The following is an 18,687-nucleotide window of genomic DNA, read 5'->3' as shown; positions in this document are numbered from 1 at the left end:
TGGGGCAGGAACGCCATCAGAACCCGAGCCTGTCGACATGGCAAGCACTCAGGCGGTGGCCGTGCGCGCCGGGCTCAGGCGAGCCAGCCAGAGCATGCCGAGGACAATCAGCACGGCACCGGCCCAGGCCAGCGGCGCGGGTACCTTGTGCAGCCAGACGCTCTGCAGCAGCAGGGCGAACAGGCCGCTCAGGTAGCTGTAGGCGATCACTGTTGCCGGTGGCAGCCAATGGATGGCCCTGTGCAGGAGCCAGAAGGTCGCGAGGGTAGCGGTCAGGGCCAGGTAGAACAGCCAACCGATGTCGCGCAGGGCGATGCCTTGCAGGCCGTCCCAGCGCTGGCCGAGGGTGCTGACCAGGACGAGCAGCAAGCCACCTGCCAGCAGGTTGCCGCAGGCCAGGGAAGCGGCGCCGCGTTCGGCACCGAGCCAGGGTTTCAGACGCTGGCTGAGTGGGGCATAGAGCGCCATGGCGAGACAGCCGATACCGTAGACCGTATAGGCATAGGTATCGAAATGGGCATTGTCGAGGCCGAGCAGGGCCAGGGCGCCGAGCGCGGCGATGAGGGTCGGCCAAAGCCGTTGCAGCACCGGTTTGCCCAGCAGCAGGCGTTCACCGCCGAGCGTCAGCAGCGGCACGCTGACGTAAAGCAGCGCGGTGTCCAGTGCCTTGGTGTGTTTCAGCGCTTCGAACAGGCTGCCGAAATAGAGTGCCAACAACCCACCCAGCACCACATGCGCCAACAGTGCGCGTCCGCCAGGAAGACCGGGGCGGCGAAACAGAAGCAAGGGCAAGAACAGGCTTCCTGAAAGCAGCAGGCGCAATGCGGTGAGTGGCAGGGCGTCGAGCGCCGGGTTCAGCTGGGCAGCGGCGAAGAACGATAGCGCTACCAGCAATGCCCAGAGCAGCATCGAGGCATGGGCATTGAGGCCGGGGGAAAGCAGCGGGCGCATGGGCAGGTTCCTTATGTGTGCCGGTGGCCATTGCGCCAGCGTCGTGAATCTCCGGCAAATCAGAAACTCGGGGGTGGATTCGGGAAATTGAATTGCCCAGCATCGAACTAGAGTTATCCACATGCCCCGTCTGGAGGTGCCCTGCATGGGCCAGCATCCATCGCCGCGCGTCGTCATTGCCGGTCTCTGCTCCTTGTTGCTGAGCGCGCAGGCCCTTGGCGACCCCTTTGCCGCGTCCAGTCGCGCCAGCTTGCTGGAAGACAGCCACTTCCTCCGCGATGCCGCATCCGAGCGCATCCAGCAGATCCGTTTTTCCTTCCGTGAACCGCCCCTGGAAGAGGGACAGACGCCGGCTTGGGCGCGGGCTTTCGGCAGTCACGGCTCGGCGGATGCGGACCACCGGGCGCCCCGTCGTGAGCGGGATATCGGCGGACTCTTGCTGGGCAGCGAGCGCAAGCTGGGTAACTGGTTCGCTGGTGTGATGGGCGGCTACTCGACCACCTCCGTGGAGGTGCAGGGTGTGGATGCGGATATCCACAGCCTGCATCTGGGCGCCTACGCCGGCACCAAGATCTACAACCAGATCGGCGTGAAGTTGGGGGCGGCCTGGAGTGGCCACGACGGTGACACGCGCGCGGCCGATGCCGATAGCGGCCAGGTGTTCGGCGAGCTCAGCTACTCCCTGGATTTTCGTGACTTCAGCGCAGAAGGTTTCAGCGAGCTGGCCTACGTGCGCCTGGACAGCGATTCGCGGGGTAGTCTCGGTAGCCAGCGCGACGAGATCGGCTACAGCACCTTCGGCCTGCGCGGTACCACGCGCATCGAGCTTGAATCGGGGCGGCGCCTGACCGCGCGCATCAGCTCGGGTTGGCGGCATGCTTTCAGCGACAGCCGGATCGACGACGAGAGTGGCGCCGCCGTGGCACTGACCCGGGACGCTTTCAGGCTGGACGCGGGGGTGGATTACCAGCTTACCGAACAGGCCTACGCCGGGCTGTTCTATAACGGCACCTATGCCGAAGACGCGCGGGACAACGGGCTGACGGCGCGGGTGAGCCTGAGGTTTTGAGACGGAATCGACGACGAGGTGAAGCTTGTAGCGAATTCATTCGCGAAGCAGGCCGAAGGGCTGCCCCTCATGACGCTGGCGTCGTATCGATCGCGAATGAATTCGCTCCCACAGGGAAGAGGCACCGCGAATTCGGGCTCAGATTTCCTGCATGTCGAAATCGTTCTTGCCGACGCCACAGTCCGGGCAGATCCAGTCGTCTGGCACGTCGTTCCAGGAGGTGCCGGCGGGGATGCCCTCGTCGGGCCAGCCCTTGGCTTCGTCGTAAATCAGGCCGCAGACCACACAAATCCAGGTTTTCATGCCGCTACCTCATGCTTGCAGCTGTGCTCGGGGAAGGCGTGCGCCCAGGGGCGCGCGTTGTCGCGATCATAGGGGCAGCGGCGCGCAGCCCGTGCCCTATCCAACGGTGGGTTGGGCGGGCTGGGTGACTGGCTGCTCCTTCGGGTGCCAGCGGTTGGCGCGGCCAAAGGTGCCGAAATCGTTGAAGCGCACGCCCATCTCGCGCATCACCCTGTGCGCTACCGGCGCCGTCAACTGACGGATGTAGAAGGGCTCCTTGACCACGAAATGATGGATGGCGTGAGTGCTGCCGAAGTTGAAGCAGAACGCTTGCAGTGGCCACATCCACCAAGGGTTGAGCACCTGGGTCTGCTGGATCACGTTGCCCAGTTCGACGTCGCCGTAGTAGTGCATGTTGGAGCTGACGAAGTGCAGGCAGAAGGTGCGCAGTACGTTCGGTCCCACCAGCACCACCACGGCGATGTTGACGATGCTCATCACTTCAAGGGTGCCGGCCGACCAGGCGATAGGGGCATTCAGGGCCCAGGCCAGGGTGTCGATGGCGTGGAAGCCGAGGAAGACGTACCAAGTGGCCCAGTTCAGCAGCGCCAGCGGCGCGTAGACCTTCAGGGTGCGCCAGAGGATGCCGCGCTTTTGTGTCCAGGTCTTGGCTCGCAGCATGCGGATGAGCGAGGACATCACGTTGTCGCCCACCATCAGCAGACGCGCCAGGCCCCACGGTTCGCCGTTGGTGATGGCGCGTTCTTCGAGGTCGGTCTCGGTACCGGACACCTTGTGGTGGTTGAGGTGCAGGTGGCGACGAATCCAGGGGTTGATGGTGCTTGGCCGCGCCATCCAGACCAGCGCCATCATCAGGTTGTGCGGCACCTTGCGCTTGCGGAAGTACATGCTGTGAATCAGGTCGTGCTCCAGCTCGTGGGTCAGCGACGCAAAGAAGGCGTTGAGCAGCAGGCAGGCCCACCAGGCGATCTGGTCGTTCAGATAGAGCAGGGCGGAACCCAGCATGCCGGCCAAGGCGAAGGCGAGGATGCCTGCGCCGATGGCGTCCTGATGTTGCAACACGGGAAAACGCTGGCGCAGTGCGTTGCCACTGGCCATCACCACTTCACGAATATGCGCTGATCGCTGCTGGTCATTCAGCGTGCGGGGGCTTGCAGGCTTGGCGGACATGCTTCCATCCTCTTGTCGGAGATGGTTCTACTGTGCCGTTCCGAGCCGTCGCCGCGCCCGACCGAGCACGCCAACCTGTTGACCGGAAACGCCAACCTGCATGAGCGAACCCACTACCCTCGCCAGTTGGACCCGAGCCCTGCGCAAGCAGCTGGACGCGCTCGGCCTCGACAGCGCGGAACTCTGCCGCCAGGCCCGGCTCGATCCGGCGTTGATGGACGACCCCAACGCGCGCTACCCGCTGTCCGCCACCACGCGTCTCTGGCAGTTGGCCGTAGACGCCAGCGGCGACCCGGCCCTGGGGCTGAAGATTTCCACCTACGTCAGTCCCACCACCTTCCACGCCCTGGGCTATGCCCTGGTGGCCAGCGCCAGCCTGCGGGAAGTCTTCGAGCGCATCGTGCGTTATCACCAGGTGGTCAGCGACGCGCTGGAGCTGGAGCTGTCACGCGAAGGTGAGCGCTACCTGTTCCGTCTGCGGGTGCGTGAAGACGGCTTCGAGCCGGCGCCGGAAGCGGTGGATGCCTTTGCCGCCATCTACGTGCGCACCTGCCGCAACCGCATCGGCCGAGACTATGCGCCGCTCGCCGTACACCTTCGCCGCCAGCAGCCGGTTGACCCGCAGCCCTGGCACGCGGTATTCCGCGCGCCGCTGGCCTTCGGTGCCGATGAGAACCTGCTGGAGTTCGCGGCGGACGACTTCGAGCGACCGTTGGAGGACTCCAATCCCGAACTGGCCGAGCACAACGAAGCGGTGCTCAAGCGAACCCTGGAGCAACTGCAGCAGCCCACCTGGTCGCGCAAGGTGCGTGCCTGCCTGGAGGCCCAGCTTCCGAATGGCGAACCTTCAGCCGAGCGCATCGCCCAGTCCCTGCACCTCAGCTTGCGCAGCCTGCAGCGGCACCTGGCGGATGAGGGCTGCAACTACGAGCAGCTTCTGGGCGACACCCGCCAGGCGCTGGCGCTGGTCCATATGCGCGACCCGCGCTGCTCCATCAGTGAAATTGCCTACCTGCTTGGCTTTGCCGACACCAGTAGCTTCAGCCGTGCCTTCAAGCGCTGGACCGGACAGAGCCCGAGCCAGTACCGCGAAAGCCTCACCGCAGGTCGCTGAGCGCAGCGAGGCTGGTTACGTGTAGGGGCGATTCCAATCGCCAAGCGAACCGACGGTACGCCCTAGGTAATCGCAGACGGCGGCTGCGCCACCCTGGGCGAATGAATTCGTACCCGCAGTTGCCGGTTACGGCTTGCCCTGTGCCGCGCGCTTGAGCCGTTCAGGATCGAGGATCTCGATCTCGCCATAGTTCAGCCGCAGCGCACCCTGGGCTTCCAGATCCTTGAGGATCTGGTTGGTGGTCTGGCGGGATATCGCCAGCATCATTGCCAACTGCTCCTGGGCCAACTGGATGACGCGCCGTTGGCCGGAGCGCTCGCCGTAACCCTCGGCGATCATCAACAAGCGCCTGGCCAGGCGCTGGGGCGCGGGCAGCAGGCTCATTTCCTCCAGGGCGATGAAGGCCAGGCGCAGCTTCTGGCTCATCAGCAGGGCGAAATCGCGCCAGTGCCAAGGCTCGCGTTTGAGCAGCGACAGCAGCGGCGCCTGGGGCAGGTTGAGCAGGGTTACCTGGCCCTCGGCGAAGGCGTCGTGGGTACGCGATTGTCCGTCGAACAGGGAGATCTCGCCGAACCAGTGCGGTGGCTCCACCAGCACCAGCAGCGCTTCCTTGCCGCTCTCGCTGATGCTGCCAACCCGGATCGCGCCTTCCAGCACCGCATAGAGCCCGCAGGGTGGGTCGCCACGACGGAACAGACGCTGACCAGGCTCCAGGCGCCTGAGCTGCGCCATGGCCAGCAGTTCTTCCTGCAGGCCGGCGGGTAACTGGCTGAACCATTGACCAGTGCGCAGGCGATCGAGGTAGTGCTTGAATTCGGTCATGGTCTTTGTCGGCTAGCTGACAGAGGTTGTCTCGGGCATGACGCCATTATCGGCGCAATTGCCTGCAAACCTGAGGACACAACAATGAAAACCCTCATCGACCAACTTGGCCAATACGCCGAGTACCACCGTGACCGCCGCAACATCGCCACCCATTTCGTCGGCATTCCGCTGATCGTGGTCGCCGTCGCCGTGCTGCTGTCGCGCCCCGGCTTCGAATCCTTCGGCCTTTGGTGGTCACCGGCTGCGCTGGTCAGCCTGGTCTCTGCGCTCTACTACTTCCGCCTCGACCTGCGATATGGCCTGGTCATGACAGCGCTGCTCGCGTTGAGCTTGTGGCTCGGTGCTGCTCTTGCCGTGCAAAGCACCGCTGCCTGGCTTGGCGCCGGGTTGGGGATGTTCGTCGTGGGCTGGGTGGTCCAGTTCATCGGGCACTACTACGAGGGGCGCAAGCCGGCCTTCGTCGACGACCTGACCGGGTTGATCATCGGGCCGCTGTTCGTGGTTGCCGAACTCGGTTTCCTCCTGGGGCTGCGCAAGGAGATCGAGCACGCGGTAGAAGAGCGTGCGGGCCCGACGTGCATTCGGGAGAAGAAGGCCGCGGTTTGATTTATCCCGGCGGAGGCGGATTCATTCGCCCATGGGCGCGCAGCGGCCCCGTAGGCTGGTGCAGAGCGCAGCGAAGCCCAACAGGCCGGGATGCCCTCTCCCTGAAGGGAGAGGGGGCTGTCCCTGCGAGCGTCCAGTCCCGAGCATTTCCCTGCGGTATCTGGCTTTCTCACCCCTATTTCTGAATCAGGGGGAGAGGTCGCCCAGCGTCAGCAACTGCCCACTCATCGACCGCGCCTGACGGTCCACCATCATGGGCGCGTAGGGCCGGCCGGAGGCGCTGACCAGTGTGTTGCTCTGGCTGTTCAGGTCGCTCAGTGCAGTCCTCAGGAACCCCCAGCGAGTCTTCAGCTTGGCCAGCGCCGGGTCGGCCTTGTCGTCCAGCGGCGCCAGCTCCTTGTCTATGTCCGGCAGCAGGCGACGTTCGTCCTGGCCGATATAGGTATCGCCGTTCTCGCGGGCAATTTCGAAGGTGCCGATGTAGGACCGGCTCAGGTACTGGACATTGAGGTACTCCACCTTGGCGGGCAGTTCCTCAGCTCCGCCCGTGCCGGCCTGAGAGCGTGCGGCGATGAGGAAGTCGCGCAAAGCCTTGGCCAGCTCCTGGGGAAAGCGCCACGGCACGTCTTCTTCCTTGCGGCCGTAGGAAACGCCCTGTTCGAGCTGGGTAACAAACGCGTCATGGGCCTTGCGCAAGTCCCCGCTCGGCGTGGAGATGCGCTGGTAGTCGGCATCCAGCGCCTTGAGGTCGCTACGCATTCGTTCGGCATGGACGTCCTGGAAGCCTTCCCCGCGAAACAGCAGCAGGCTGGCCGTGGCACGGCTGGCGTGGACCTGTACCAGTTCCAGAGGGGAGCGTTCCGTGGCGAGACCGGGCATGGCGACGCCCAGCAGAAGAGCGATCAGCGGATACAGCAGAACCTTGCGGATCATGGCGGGTGCTCCTGTTCTTGTTGTTCTGAGGAGTCGATAAAGGTGCCGGCACAGCCTACTGCGCCGTGGCTCTCACGCTACTACCCGAAAGAATGATTTGTTGTGGGTGAATCGATGTTTTTCAGGCTTTGCCCTGCAGCTTGCGCAGCAACTCGGCGCTGACTGGGTCGGCGGGGAACAGGGTTTCTAGCCCAAGCTCGGCCAGGGTGACGTCGACCGGAGTGCCGAACACCGTGATGGTGCTGATGAAACTGATGACGCCAACAGATGTGCGCAGTTGCAGCGGCACGAGCACCGCCTCGCTGGGCAGACCTTCCGGTGGAGGTGGTGCGGGGTAGCCATTGAGCTCATCGAACAGCGCCTGTAGTTCCGGGTCGCCGCTGACTTCGATATCCCGATGCAGGCGTTCCAGCAGATGCGCGCGCCACTGGCCGAGGTTGACGATATGGGGCGCCAGGCCCTTCGGGTGCAGTGACACCCGCAGCACGTTGAGTGGCGGCGCCAGCAGTTCCGGCGCCACTCCCGAGAGCAGGGGCGCCACAGCACCATTGGCCGCCAGCAGGTTCCAGTGCCGGTCCACCGCCAGCGCCGGGTTGGGTTCGTGGGCCTTGAGCAATTGCTCGACCGCCGTGCGCGCGCCGGCCAGGGCTGGGTCGTCGAGCGCACGTTGGGAGAACAGCGGCGCATATCCGGCTGCGGTCAGCAGGCGATTACGCTCACGCAGGGGAATCTCCAGTTGCTCGGCCAGGTGCAGCAGCATCTCGCGACTGGGATGGGCGCGACCGGTCTCGACGAAGCTCAGGTGACGCGTGGAAATCTCCGCGTCGCAGGCGAGGTCGAGCTGGCTGAGGCGGCGCCGCTGGCGCCATTGGCGCAACAGCGCGCCGACGGGGTGGGCAGATGTATTCATGGCACCGACGATAGTTCAGGGAGGGAAGCTCGGCCATTACCTGGCAGGTAATCGACCCGCTGCGGGTTTCGCGGAAATCTGTCGCCAAGCGCCACTCCGGCGCCCCATCGACAGGAGAACCACCATGACTCATCTCGATATGTCCCCGATGCTGCGCCGTGCCCTGCAAGCCGATGCCCTGGCCAGCGGCGCCATGGGGTTGTTGCTGACGCTGGCAGCCGGCCCGCTGGAAGAACTGCTGGGGCTGCCACGTGCGCTGCTTCTGGGTGCCGGCATCGGCTTGCTGCCCTTCGCGCTGGCGCTTGGCTGGCTGGCCAATCGTCAGGCGCTGCGGCGCGGCTGGATCTGGGCAGTGCTGGCGATCAACGCCGTGTGGGTGATCGACAGCCTCTCGTTGCTGGCGCTGGGTTGGGTCGAGCCGACCCTGTTGGGCAAGGTCTTCGTGATCGGTCAGGCGGTGGCGGTAGCCGTGCTCGCCGAGCTGGAGTTCTTTGGCCTCCGCCGTTGCCAGGGTGTGGCCGCGTGAGTGGCATGGGCGCCGGCCGCGGTGGCCGGCGCCTCGGGTCTAGAACAGACCGCGCAGGACGAGGTCGCTGCCCAGTAGCAGCAAACCGACGAAGAACCAGCGACGGAAGCGTTCGGCACTGATGCGCTTGCGCAACCATTGCCCGCCGGCCATGCCCAGCAGCGCAGGTACCAGGGCCAGCAGCGAGGCGCCTAGCACCGCTGGTTGCAGCAGTTCGCCGCTGTGTCCGAGGCTCACTGCCAGAGCGATGGTGGAGGCGCTGAAGGACAGCCCAAGGGCCTGCACCAGTTCATCTTTCTCCAGGCCGATGGCCTGCAAGTAAGGCACGGCGGGAATCACGAAAACTCCGGTCAGTGCGGTCAGGGCGCCGGTTACCGCGCCGATCACCGGCCCCAGCCAGCCTTCGTTGGCCGGTGCCACGCTGAAGCGTACCGATGCGAGTCCGAGCAGCGCGTAGACCACCAGGGCGATGCCGAGAATCGAGGTGGCGCCGGGCAGGTCAGCGGCATTCACCACCCAGGTCATGGCCCAGGTGCCGGCGAAGATCCCGGCGAGCATCGGCCAAAGTCGGCGCAGCATCGCCAGGGGGCTGCTGCCGGCGGCGAGCTGCCAGATATTGGTGACCATGGACGGCACGATTAGCAGCGCGGCGGCCTGCATCGGAGGCATGACCAGCCCCAGCAGGCCCACGGAAATGGTTGGCAGGCCCAGGCCGACCACGCCCTTCACCGTGCCGGCGAGCAGGAAGGTGGCGGCAATCAGGGGCAGGTAGGTAATCAGGGAATCGGCCACGGTTTCACTCCTTGTGTCGGGGCGCAGGATAGCGCCAATGGATACGTGGCCAGTATCCGGGCCGCTGAATCGGGACGATTCGGGGTGGAGTGAAATATGGAATGCAGGGGGAGGTTTGGTGCGCCGGCTGCCCTCTCCCCAGCCCCTCTCCCTGAAGGACGAGGGGCTGGGGGAGAGGGGCTCCGCTCGGTCAGAACCCCGCCGCCTTCTGCCAGGCCTTGGGCTTGAAGAACAGCGTTTCGCCACGCACCAGGCCGATCAGGCTGTCGTGGTCCTTCACCACTTCGGCCTCGATCAGCTCGTCCTGGCCGTCCACCTTCAGGGTCACCCGGGTGATGGCGCCCAGGGGGCGGATGTCGCGGACTTCGGCGGCACGGTGCTCGGCCACTTCGGAACGCGACAGCGAGACTTCGTGGGGACGGAACAGCAGGTGCTGGTCGTCGCCCAGGTGCAGGCGGTTGGAGTCGCCGAGGAAGTGGTAGACGAAGTCGCTGGCCGGACTCTCGTAGACCTCGCCCGGTGCGCCGATCTGCTCGATCACCCCCTTGTTCATCACCACGATGCGGTCGGCCACTTCCATGGCTTCTTCCTGGTCGTGGGTGACGAACACGGAAGTCAGGTTGATCTCTTCGTGCAGGCGCGCCAGCCAGCGGCGCAGCTCCTTGCGCACCTTGGCGTCGAGGGCACCGAAGGGTTCGTCGAGCAGCAGGATCTTCGGCTCCACCGCCAGAGCGCGGGCCAGGGCGATACGCTGGCGCTGGCCACCGGAGAGTTGTTCCGGGTAACGGTCGGATAGCCAGTCGAGCTGCACCATGTTCAGCAGCTCGTGGACCTTCTCGGCGATCTGCTTTTCGCTCGGACGTTCGCGCTTGGGCTTCATGCGCAGGCCGAAGGCGACGTTGTCGAACACCGTCATGTGGCGGAACAGCGCGTAGTGCTGAAACACGAAGCCGACGTTGCGATCGCGTACGTCGTGCTGGGAGACGTCTTCGCCGTGGAACACGATGCTGCCCAGGTCCGGGGTTTCCAGACCGGCGATGATCCGCAGCAGGGTGGTCTTGCCGCAGCCGGACGGGCCAAGCAGCGCCACCAGTTCGCCGCTGTGGATATCCAGGTTGATTTCGTTGAGCGCCTTGAAGGCGTTGAAGTTCTTGCTGACGTTGCGGATTTCAATGCTCACGGTGGTTACTCCTCATCAGCATTCGACTTGAGACGGGACAGGCGCGACTCGCTCCACTGCTTGAGCAGGAGGATGCACAGGGCGAGCACCAGCAGCAGGCTGGCGACGCTGAAGGCGGCGACGTGGTTGTACTCGTTGTAGAGAATTTCGACGTGCAGGGGCAGGGTGTTGGTGACGCCACGAATGTGGCCGGACACCACCGATACCGCCCCGAACTCGCCCATCGCCCGCGCGGTGCAGAGCACCACGCCGTAGATCAGGCCCCATTTGATGTTCGGCAGGGTCACGTGCCAGAACATCTGCCAGCCGTTGGCGCCGAGCAGGCGTGCGGCTTCTTCCTCCTGCGTGCCCTGTTCCTGCATCAGCGGGATCAGCTCACGGGCGACGAAGGGGAAGGTCACGAAGATCGTGGCCAGGACGATGCCGGGCACGGCGAAGACGATCTGGATGTCGCGGTCCTGCAGCCATTCACCGAAGTAGCCCTGGGCGCCGAACAGCAGCACGTAGATCAGGCCGGCGATGACCGGCGACACCGAGAACGGCAGGTCGATCAGGGTGACCAGCAGGCTCTTGCCACGAAACTCGTATTTGCTCACGCACCAGGCGGCGGCAACGCCGAACACCAGGTTGAGCGGCACCGAGATGAAAACGGCGATCAGGGTCAGTTTCAGTGCGGAAAGGGCGTCCGGCTCGAAAATGGCTTCGAAGAAGGTACCCAGGCCCTGCTTCAACGCCTCGCTCAGGACCACTAGCAGTGGCAGCAGAAGGAACAGGGCGAAAGCCAGCCAGGCGAAGGCGATCAGGATACGGCGACCCAGTGCGCTGCCCCGGCGGGCGGCGTTGGCGGAGGACGCGGCGGTCAGGCTTGCGGAACTCATGGCGCTCTCCTCACGGGGTTTCGATGCGGCGTTGCAGCAGGTTGATCAGCAGCAGCAGGACGAAGGCGACGACCAGCATCAGCACGCCGATGGCGGTGGCGCCGGTGTAGTCGTACTGGTCCAGCTTGACCATGATCAGCAGCGGCAGGATTTCGGTTTTCATCGGCATGTTGCCGGCGATGAAGATCACCGAGCCGTACTCGCCCACGCCACGGGCGAAGGCCAGGGCGAAACCGGTCAGCCAGGCCGGCAGCAGCGCCGGCACCAGCACGTGGCGGAAAATCTGCAGCGGTTTGGCGCCCAGGCAGGCGGCGGCCTCCTCAACCTCGCGGGGGATATCGGCCAGTACTGGCTGCACCGTCCGCACCACGAAGGGCAGGGTCACGAACGTCAGCGCCAGGGTGATGCCGAGCGGGGTGTAGGCAATCTTGAAACCGAGGTCGGTGGCGAACTGGCCCACCAGGCCCGCGGGCGCATAGAGCGCGGTGAGGGCGATACCGGCGACCGCGGTGGGCAGCGCGAAAGGCAGGTCGACCATGGCGTCGATGACCTTGCGGCCGAAGAAGTCGTAGCGCACCAGCACCCAGGCCAGCAGGGTGCCGATGATGCCATTGATCACGGCGGCCGCCAGGGCGGTACCGAAGCTGAGCTTGAGGGCGGCGATCACGCGGGGGGCGCTGATGATGGTCCAGAACTGGACCCAGGTCAGCTCGGTGGTCTTGAGGAACAGGGCACCCAGGGGAATCAGGACCAGGAGGCTGAGATACACCAGGGTGTATCCCAGGGTCAGCCCGAAGCCGGGTATGACCGGGGAGATGCGTCGCGACATGTTCTGTCCTTACTCTGCGTTGGAACGCTTGGTTTCTCTCCCGCTGACAGCAAAGAGGCCCGATCCGGAGATCAGGCCTTCGAGCCCCCTCTCCCTTCAGGGAGAGGGTTGGGGAGAGGGGGCGTCTTCCGCGCTTACTGCGCCTGGTAGATCTGGTCGAAGATGCCGCCGTCGTTGAAGAACTTGGGTTGGGCTTCTTTCCAGCCGTTGAAGTCCTTGTCCACGGTCACGAGGTCCAGTTTCGGGAATTGCTTGGCGAACTCGGCCGCGACCTTCTCGTTACGCGGGCGGTAGAAGTTCTTCGCCGCGATGCGCTGGCCTTCCTCGCTGTACAGGTACTGCAGGTAGGCTTCGGCAACCTTGCGGGTGCCCTTCTTGTCGACGTTCTTGTCGACCACCGATACCGGCGGTTCGGCCAGGATCGACAGGCTCGGCGCAATGATCTCGAAGTTCTCGCCGCCTTGTTCTTTCAGAGCCAGGAAGGCTTCGTTTTCCCAGGCCAGCAGCACGTCGCCGATCTGGTTGTTGACGAAGGTGATGGTCGAGCCACGGGCGCCGGTATCCAGCACCGGTACGTGCTTGTACAGCTCCTTCACGTATTCCTGTGCCTTGGCGTCGCTGCCGTACTCCTTCTTGGCCCATGCCCAGGCGGCCAGGAAGTTCCAGCGTGCACCGCCGGAGGTCTTCGGGTTCGGGGTGATGACTTCAACGCCCTGCTTGGTCAGGTCGCCCCAGTCCTTGATGCCTTTGGGGTTGCCCTTGCGCACCAGGAACACGATGGTCGAGGTGTAGGGAGTGCTGTTCTGCGGCAGGCGAGCCTGCCAGTTTTCCGGGATCAGCTTGCCGAGCTTCTGCAGTTCGTCGATGTCGCCGGCCAGGGCCAGGGTCACCACGTCGGCCTTCAGGCCGTCGATCACGGCGCGGGCCTGTTTGCCGGAGCCGCCATGGGATTGCTGGATCTTCAGATCGTCGCCACCTTCGGCCTTCCAGTGCTTGGCGAAGGCGGCGTTGTATTCCTGGTAGAGCTCGCGGGTCGGGTCGTAGGACACGTTGAGCAGTTCGGTGGCGGCGGCGGCCGGACCGGCGATCAGGGCGCTGGCGAGGGCGGCGAGGGCGAAGCGGCGAATCGACATTATCAAGCTCCTGGAACTGGAATTTTTTTTAGGTGTTGGCTAGGGCTGTTTACTGGTGTTCGTCGAAACGCCCTCCGGCAGTCCGGTCGGGCTTCAAGCCTCGTGAGGCTTGAACGGTGTCCTGTGAATCAGTTACCGCGCTGGTTCGGTTGCTGCAGGCGGAATTTTTCCTTGCGTTCGATTTGCACTACCTGGCCGTTGTGCACGGTGATTTCCACCGAGCCGAAACGCAGGCCGTGCAGGGCACTCTGGATTTCACGCAGGATGCTGGCCTCGTCCTGGCCTTCCACGCTACGAAGGGTTGCGCTCATGGTCGTGCTCCTAGAAATGGGGCCCGCGGCATGGTTCAGGAAGGTATTCCGCGTGGCGTGGAGCGAATCTTAAGCAAGCGGGTAATATTCTTAAAAATACTATTTAAGAATTTTTATATAACCGAAATTGCTTTCGAGCGACGCAGATGCTGCCGACAGGGGGGGCCAACGCCTGGCGAAGCCGAATCTGCCGTCTTCAGGCTACCGGCCAGAGCTGCTCGAGTTCTTCCACCGGTAAGGGCCGGCTGAACAGGTACCCCTGGCCGTAGTCGCAGCCCAGCTCACGGAGGAACCCGGCCTGGGCGTCCACCTCGATACCTTCGGCCAGCACGCTGATGCCCAGGCTGTGGCCCAAGGCGGTGACGGCACGAGCGATGGCGATATCGTTCTTGTCGTCCGGCAGGCCACGAACGAAGCTCTGGTCGAGCTTCAGCTTCTGCACCGGCAGGTGCTTGAGGCGCTGCAGCGAGGAGTAGCCCGTACCGAAGTCGTCGATGGCCAGACGCACGCCCAGTTCACGCAGACGAGCAAGCAGGGCCTCGGCGGCGTCCGGGTCCTCCATCACCGCGCTTTCGGTGATTTCCAGCTCCAGCCGCTCCGGTGCAAGGCCCGTGGTGGCCAGCACCCGGGCCACTTCACTATCCAGCTCGGTGCGGTGGAACAGCCGGCAGGACAGGTTCACCGCCACGAAAGACAATGCGTGACCCTGCTCCAGCCAGCACCGCATCTGCCGGCAGGCCTGTTCCAGTACCCAGACGTCGATGCTGGCGATCAACCCACTCTGCTCGGCGATTGGCAGGAACTCACCAGGTGGTACTAGGCCACGCTCGGGATGCGCCCAGCGCACCAGTGCCTCGAAACCGACCAGTTGGCCGTCGGCCAGGCGCTGGATGGGCTGGTAGTGGACTTGCAGCTGACCCAGCTCCATCGCCTGGCGCAGGGCGCTGAACAACTCGACGCGCTGGCGCGCCTGCTCGGTCAGTTCCTGGCTGTAGAAGGCATAGGAATCGCGGCCCGAGCTCTTGGCCTTGAACAGGGCCGAGTCGGCATTGCGCATCACCTGTTCGACATTGGCGTCGACGTTCGGGAACAGGCTGATGCCCAGGCTTGTGCTGATGAACAGGTCATGGCCGTCCAGTCGGAAGGGGGTCGCCAGTTCGCTGCGGATGCGCTCGGCCAGGGCTGCGGCCTGGTCGGCCTGAGGGCAGTTTTCCCACAACACGCCGAACTCGTCGCCGCCCAGGCGCGCCAGGGTCATGCCGCCTTCCATCAGCCCCTGGAGGCGCACACCGGCCATCTTCAGCAGCAGGTCGCCATGGGAGTGGCCGAAGCTTTCATTGATGTGCTTGAAGTGATCGAGGTCCAGCAACAGCACTGCACCGTTCTGCTTCTCACGGTGGGCACGTTCCAGCGCCTGTTCTACACGCTCGGTGAAGAGCAGGCGGTTGGGCAGGTTGGTCAGCGGATCGTGGTGGGCGAGGAAGTCCAGTTCGTGCTGCGAGCGCTTGATCGCACTGACGTCGGAGAATACCGCCACATAGTGAGTCAGCTGACCGTCTTCGTCATGGATGGCGCGGATGTTCTGCCAGAGCGGATAGATCTCGCCGTTCTTGCGCCGGTTCCACACTTCACCGCTCCATTCGCGGCGGTTGTCCAGGGCATTCCACATGGCCTTGTAGAAGCCCGGGGCGTGGCGGCCGGAGCTGAAGATGCGCGGATTCTTGCCCAGTACTTGTGCTTCATCGAAGCCGGTGATGCGGGAAAAGGCACGGTTGACGTGGACGATGCGGCTTTCGGCATCTGTGACCAGCACGCCCTCCTGGGTGCTGTCGAACACAGCGGCGGCCTGGCGCAGGCTGCTTTCGTGTTCGCGGCGGGCATCCAGATAGTCCTTCAGGCGGTGCAGGTGCAGGCAGACAAGGGTGAACAACAGGAGGCTGGTAACCAGCACGAAGAGCAGTCCCTTGGTGGTCTGCAGCTCGGCCAGCAGTACACGGTCGCCCACCAGGGAATAGAGTGCGCGGTCACTGAACAGCACCCACAGGCTAGCGAGAATGAAGTAGGGCAGCACCAATCGCAGGGCACTGAAATTGAAACGCATGGGTGCGGCCTTCCTGGCATGGGTGAAACGGGCAATTGGCGGATTATAGAAGCAACCGACGACCGGAGGGCTTCTATCTAAAAGACAGGATGGTTTTCTCCGGGCGCTTTGTGATAATCCGAGGAGCTATACGCGATAAGCCCCGCTCACTTTACCCGAGGCAACACCATCCATGTGGTACAACGGCTTTCTCGACCTGTCGCTGTGGCAGCTGGTGGCTGTCACCCTGGTGATGACCCACATCACCATCGTCAGCGTCACTGTCTATCTGCACCGCTACTCGGCGCACCGCTCGCTGGAACTGCATCCGGCGCTCAAGCATTTCTTCCGTTTCTGGTTGTGGCTGACCACCGCCATGAATACCCGCGAGTGGACCGCCATCCACCGCAAGCACCACGCCAAGTGCGAAACTGCTGACGACCCCCACAGCCCGGTGGTCAAAGGCCTGTGGACCGTACTGCGCCAAGGCGCGGAACTGTACGCGGAAGAGGCGAAAAATGAAGAGACGTTGCGCATCTACGGCAAGAACTGCCCGGATGACTGGATGGAGCGCAACGTCTACAGCCGCTACCCCATCGGCGGTGTCACCCTTATGGCTCTGATCGACCTGGCGCTGTTCGGCGCGGGCGGCATCACCATCTGGGCTGTGCAGATGATGTGGATACCGGTCTGGGCCGCAGGCGTCGTAAATGGCCTGGGCCATGCCATCGGCTACCGCAACTTCGAATGCCGTGATGCCGCCACCAACCTGGTGCCTTGGGGCATCCTGATTGGCGGTGAAGAGCTGCACAACAACCACCACACCTATCCGAACTCCGCCAAGCTGTCGGTGAAGAAGTGGGAGTTCGACATGGGCTGGGCCTGGATCAAGCTGTTCAGCATCCTCGGCATGGCCAAGGTGCAGCGCGTGGCACCGATCGCCCACCGCGTCGAAGGCAAGGGCAACCTGGACATGGACACCGCCATGGCCATCCTCAACAACCGTTTCCAGATCATGGCCCAGTACCGCAAGCTGGTGATCGCTCCGCTGGTGAAGCAGGAACTGGCCAAGGCCGACGAGTCGGTACGCCACCTGTTCCGCCGCGCCAAACGCCTGCTTTCCCGCGAGACCAGCCTGCTCGACGAAGGCCACCAGGCGCGCATCGCCGCCATGCTGGAACAGAGCCAGGCCCTCAAGGTGATCTACGAGAAGCGCCTGGCGCTGCAGCAGATCTGGGTGAAGACCAGCGCCAATGGCCACGACATGCTCGCCGCCATCAAGGAATGGATTCACGAGGCCGAAGCCAGCGGTATCCAGTCCCTGCGCGATTTCGCCGAGCAGTTGAAGACCTACTCCCTGCGTCCGGCCGCCGCCTGACGCTTGCGAGCCCATGAGAAAGGCCGGCAGAGATGCCGGCCTTTTTGCTTTCTGCGGACGCATCGCAGGCCGAACCGGTGGTTCGGTTGGCGAATGTATTCGCCCGTACAAGGCGGGGACAGGCTGTTCCTGTAGGGGCGATTTCAATCGCCAAGGGCAGCGCAACTGCCCCTCAAGTCGCCCGTCGCCACCGGCATTTCCTGTAGGCAAAAAAAGGCCGCTCGTCATGAGCGGCCTGAACAGGACGTCGATATAGGAGCTGTCACGCATCAACGTCAGGAGGTGGAGAACAGGGAGTGACAGGGATCAGCTGTCCTGGTGGGCGTCGGACTGCTTCTGTTGCTCAGCGCCTTGCTTGGCGATGGCTTCCTGCTGGGCCGCGTCGGCGCGCTGCTCGGCCAGAGCTGCGTTGCGTGCAACAAAGGCGTTGGATTCTTCGGCCAGGGTCAATTGCGAGAAAAATAGAGAAAATACGGCGAAAACGGCAGTAAAAATCGCGTTGTGTTGCATATCTTGAACCTCTCAGATGGTTTCTTGCGAAACATGGCGCCATCTTAGGGAGGTCAGGAAAGGGGAAAAATAGCGGTTTCAGTGAAGAACTATTTCTCTTTGCGCAATAGTTTCGCGTTGATCGCCCAGCGATTCGGATCTTCGAGCAGGGCTTCGTCCTGGGTCAGTAGCGGCGGCAATTCGGCCTTGAGGAACTCGACCCAGGTTTTGATCTTGGCGTCGAGGAAACGCCGCGACGGGTAGATGGCGTAGATGTTGCGCTCGCGCAGGCGGTAATCCGGCAGGAGCCGCAGCAGCTTGCCTTCACGCACGGGCGGGCAGGCGACGAAAGAGGGCAGCAGGCAGATGCCCATGCCGGCCTGCGCGGCCTTGGCCAACGACTCGGCCACGTTCACCTGGAAGCTCTCGGCGGGGAGTACGTTGAATTCACCCTGCTCGCCATTGAACACCCAGCTGTCCTCATACAGCGGGTCCAGCAGCCGCAGATAGCGATGCTGCTGCAGGTCCACCGGGCTGAGGGGTACGCCGTGCTTCTTCAGATAACCGGGGGCTGCGCAGAGCACGCTGAACATCGGCCCCAGTACCTGGGCGACCATCTGCGAATCGGGCAGCTCGCGGGCGAAGGTGATGATGACGTCGTGGCCATCTTCCAGCAGGTCGGGGGTGCGCTGCGACAGGGTCAGTTCCACCACCACTTCCGGATAGAGCTCGCTGTAGCGTGCCACCAGGGGGGTGAGGTGCTGCAGGCCCAGGCCGGTCATGGTGTGTACGCGCAGGCGGCCATGGGGCTTGAGATGGGCACCGCGTGCCTCGGCGGCGGCCTCGTCCACTTCACCGAGGATTTGCCGGCAGCGTTGCAGGTAGCGCTCGCCCACTTCGGTCAGCGCGAGACGGCGGGTGGTGCGATGCAGCAGGCGGGCCTGGAGCTGCTGTTCCAGCTCCGATACCAGCCTTGATACCTGCGCGGTGGACAGGTCCATGGCCTGGGCTGCGGCGGTAAAACTGCCGGTGTCTATCACCCGCACGAAAACCCGCATGCTGTGGAGCGTATCCATTGTTACCCCTTGTGTAAGGCTGCTTCTCGCAAGTGGGAGATTATCCTCGAATCCCAGCTAAATATACTTTGTCCCCATGGGCGGTAATGGCCGAGGTCGTGCCGTTCCCGTCTTTCCCCCACCCGCATCCGCTG

20 protein-coding genes are annotated in these 18,687 nt (G+C 63.8%); 5 read left to right on the top strand and 15 right to left on the bottom strand.

What is annotated here, in order from left to right; translation table 11 throughout:
* Positions 1-48 precede the first annotated feature (48 nt).
* Positions 49-951: a DMT family transporter gene (locus D6Z43_RS19400; RefSeq protein ID WP_120653708.1), complete on the bottom strand. Its 903-nt coding sequence runs from the start codon at positions 949-951 to the stop codon at positions 49-51.
* 121 nt (positions 952-1,072) lie between these two features.
* Here D6Z43_RS19400 and D6Z43_RS19395 point away from each other — a divergent pair, with 121 nt between their 5' ends.
* Positions 1,073-2,020 carry an autotransporter domain-containing protein gene (locus D6Z43_RS19395; RefSeq protein WP_256660885.1) on the top strand — a complete coding sequence of 316 codons (948 nt, stop codon included), beginning with the start codon at positions 1,073-1,075 and terminating at the stop codon, positions 2,018-2,020.
* 138 nt (positions 2,021-2,158) lie between these two features.
* Here D6Z43_RS19395 and D6Z43_RS19390 read toward each other — a convergent pair whose 3' ends face one another.
* Together D6Z43_RS19390 and D6Z43_RS19385 are read right to left on the bottom strand one after the other, a co-directional pair.
* Entirely contained in the window at positions 2,159-2,323 is a 165-nt protein-coding gene (locus D6Z43_RS19390) for a rubredoxin (protein ID WP_120653706.1), read from the bottom strand.
* A 96-nt stretch (positions 2,324-2,419) separates the two neighbouring features.
* A complete protein-coding gene (locus D6Z43_RS19385) occupies positions 2,420-3,493 on the bottom strand; it encodes a fatty acid desaturase (protein ID WP_120653705.1) in 1,074 nt (357 codons plus the stop codon).
* 100 nt (positions 3,494-3,593) lie between these two features.
* Between D6Z43_RS19385 and D6Z43_RS19380 the strand changes: the two genes are divergently transcribed.
* Entirely contained in the window at positions 3,594-4,607 is a 1,014-nt protein-coding gene (locus tag D6Z43_RS19380) for an AraC family transcriptional regulator (protein WP_120653704.1), read from the top strand.
* 126 nt (positions 4,608-4,733) lie between these two features.
* Here the strand turns inward: D6Z43_RS19380 and D6Z43_RS19375 are convergent, their stop codons facing one another.
* The gene (locus D6Z43_RS19375) at positions 4,734-5,429 is read right to left on the bottom strand and encodes a Crp/Fnr family transcriptional regulator (protein ID WP_120653703.1); all 696 of its coding nucleotides are present in this window, start codon (positions 5,427-5,429) and stop codon (positions 4,734-4,736) included.
* Between the two features lie 84 nt (positions 5,430-5,513).
* On the opposite strand from D6Z43_RS19375, the gene D6Z43_RS19370 reads away from it, so the two are divergent.
* Positions 5,514-6,038, top strand: coding sequence for a DUF962 domain-containing protein (locus D6Z43_RS19370; RefSeq protein ID WP_120653702.1), 525 nt, complete (start codon positions 5,514-5,516; stop codon positions 6,036-6,038).
* A 186-nt stretch (positions 6,039-6,224) separates the two neighbouring features.
* Here D6Z43_RS19370 and D6Z43_RS19365 read toward each other — a convergent pair whose 3' ends face one another.
* Complete coding sequence (locus D6Z43_RS19365; protein ID WP_120653701.1) at positions 6,225-6,971, bottom strand: hypothetical protein; 747 nt, start codon at positions 6,969-6,971, stop codon at positions 6,225-6,227.
* A gap of 121 nt (positions 6,972-7,092) precedes the next feature.
* Positions 7,093-7,881, bottom strand: coding sequence for a helix-turn-helix domain-containing protein (locus D6Z43_RS19360; protein ID WP_120653700.1), 789 nt, complete (start codon positions 7,879-7,881; stop codon positions 7,093-7,095).
* A 124-nt stretch (positions 7,882-8,005) separates the two neighbouring features.
* Here D6Z43_RS19360 and D6Z43_RS19355 point away from each other — a divergent pair, with 124 nt between their 5' ends.
* Positions 8,006-8,407: a hypothetical protein gene (locus D6Z43_RS19355; protein ID WP_120653699.1), complete on the top strand. Its 402-nt coding sequence runs from the start codon at positions 8,006-8,008 to the stop codon at positions 8,405-8,407.
* Between the two features lie 39 nt (positions 8,408-8,446).
* Here D6Z43_RS19355 and D6Z43_RS19350 read toward each other — a convergent pair whose 3' ends face one another.
* The 7 genes from D6Z43_RS19350 to dibA form a co-directional block, all read right to left on the bottom strand.
* Complete coding sequence (locus D6Z43_RS19350; protein WP_371924245.1) at positions 8,447-9,199, bottom strand: sulfite exporter TauE/SafE family protein; 753 nt, start codon at positions 9,197-9,199, stop codon at positions 8,447-8,449.
* Positions 9,200-9,389: 190 nt separating this feature from the next.
* Positions 9,390-10,379, bottom strand: coding sequence for a sulfate/molybdate ABC transporter ATP-binding protein (locus D6Z43_RS19345; RefSeq protein ID WP_120653698.1), 990 nt, complete (start codon positions 10,377-10,379; stop codon positions 9,390-9,392).
* 5 nt (positions 10,380-10,384) lie between these two features.
* Positions 10,385-11,257, bottom strand: a complete 873-nt coding sequence (gene cysW / locus D6Z43_RS19340; RefSeq protein ID WP_120653697.1) for a sulfate ABC transporter permease subunit CysW — start codon at positions 11,255-11,257, stop codon at positions 10,385-10,387.
* Positions 11,258-11,267: 10 nt separating this feature from the next.
* Positions 11,268-12,086, bottom strand: a complete 819-nt coding sequence (gene cysT, locus D6Z43_RS19335; RefSeq protein WP_120653696.1) for a sulfate ABC transporter permease subunit CysT — start codon at positions 12,084-12,086, stop codon at positions 11,268-11,270.
* Positions 12,087-12,220: 134 nt separating this feature from the next.
* Positions 12,221-13,219, bottom strand: a complete 999-nt coding sequence (locus tag D6Z43_RS19330; RefSeq protein WP_120653695.1) for a sulfate ABC transporter substrate-binding protein — start codon at positions 13,217-13,219, stop codon at positions 12,221-12,223.
* A 128-nt stretch (positions 13,220-13,347) separates the two neighbouring features.
* Complete coding sequence (gene oscA / locus D6Z43_RS19325; protein WP_077524552.1) at positions 13,348-13,530, bottom strand: sulfur starvation response protein OscA; 183 nt, start codon at positions 13,528-13,530, stop codon at positions 13,348-13,350.
* A gap of 196 nt (positions 13,531-13,726) precedes the next feature.
* Positions 13,727-15,631: a phosphodiesterase DibA gene (gene dibA / locus D6Z43_RS19320; protein WP_120653694.1), complete on the bottom strand. Its 1,905-nt coding sequence runs from the start codon at positions 15,629-15,631 to the stop codon at positions 13,727-13,729.
* Between the two features lie 172 nt (positions 15,632-15,803).
* Between dibA and desA the strand changes: the two genes are divergently transcribed.
* Complete coding sequence (gene desA, locus D6Z43_RS19315) at positions 15,804-16,988, top strand: delta-9 fatty acid desaturase DesA (RefSeq protein ID WP_120653693.1); 1,185 nt, start codon at positions 15,804-15,806, stop codon at positions 16,986-16,988.
* Positions 16,989-17,294: 306 nt separating this feature from the next.
* Here desA and D6Z43_RS19310 read toward each other — a convergent pair whose 3' ends face one another.
* Entirely contained in the window at positions 17,295-17,498 is a 204-nt protein-coding gene (locus tag D6Z43_RS19310; protein ID WP_120653692.1) for a hypothetical protein, read from the bottom strand.
* An 89-nt stretch (positions 17,499-17,587) separates the two neighbouring features.
* Positions 17,588-18,553: a LysR family transcriptional regulator gene (locus tag D6Z43_RS19305; protein ID WP_120653691.1), complete on the bottom strand. Its 966-nt coding sequence runs from the start codon at positions 18,551-18,553 to the stop codon at positions 17,588-17,590.
* Positions 18,554-18,687: the final 134 nt, after the last annotated feature.

Origin of the sequence: Pseudomonas sp. DY-1, from assembly GCF_003626975.1 — a bacterium.
In the GTDB taxonomy this organism is placed as follows: domain Bacteria; phylum Pseudomonadota; class Gammaproteobacteria; order Pseudomonadales; family Pseudomonadaceae; genus Metapseudomonas.
This window is presented reverse-complemented; position numbering and strand designations above follow the sequence as displayed.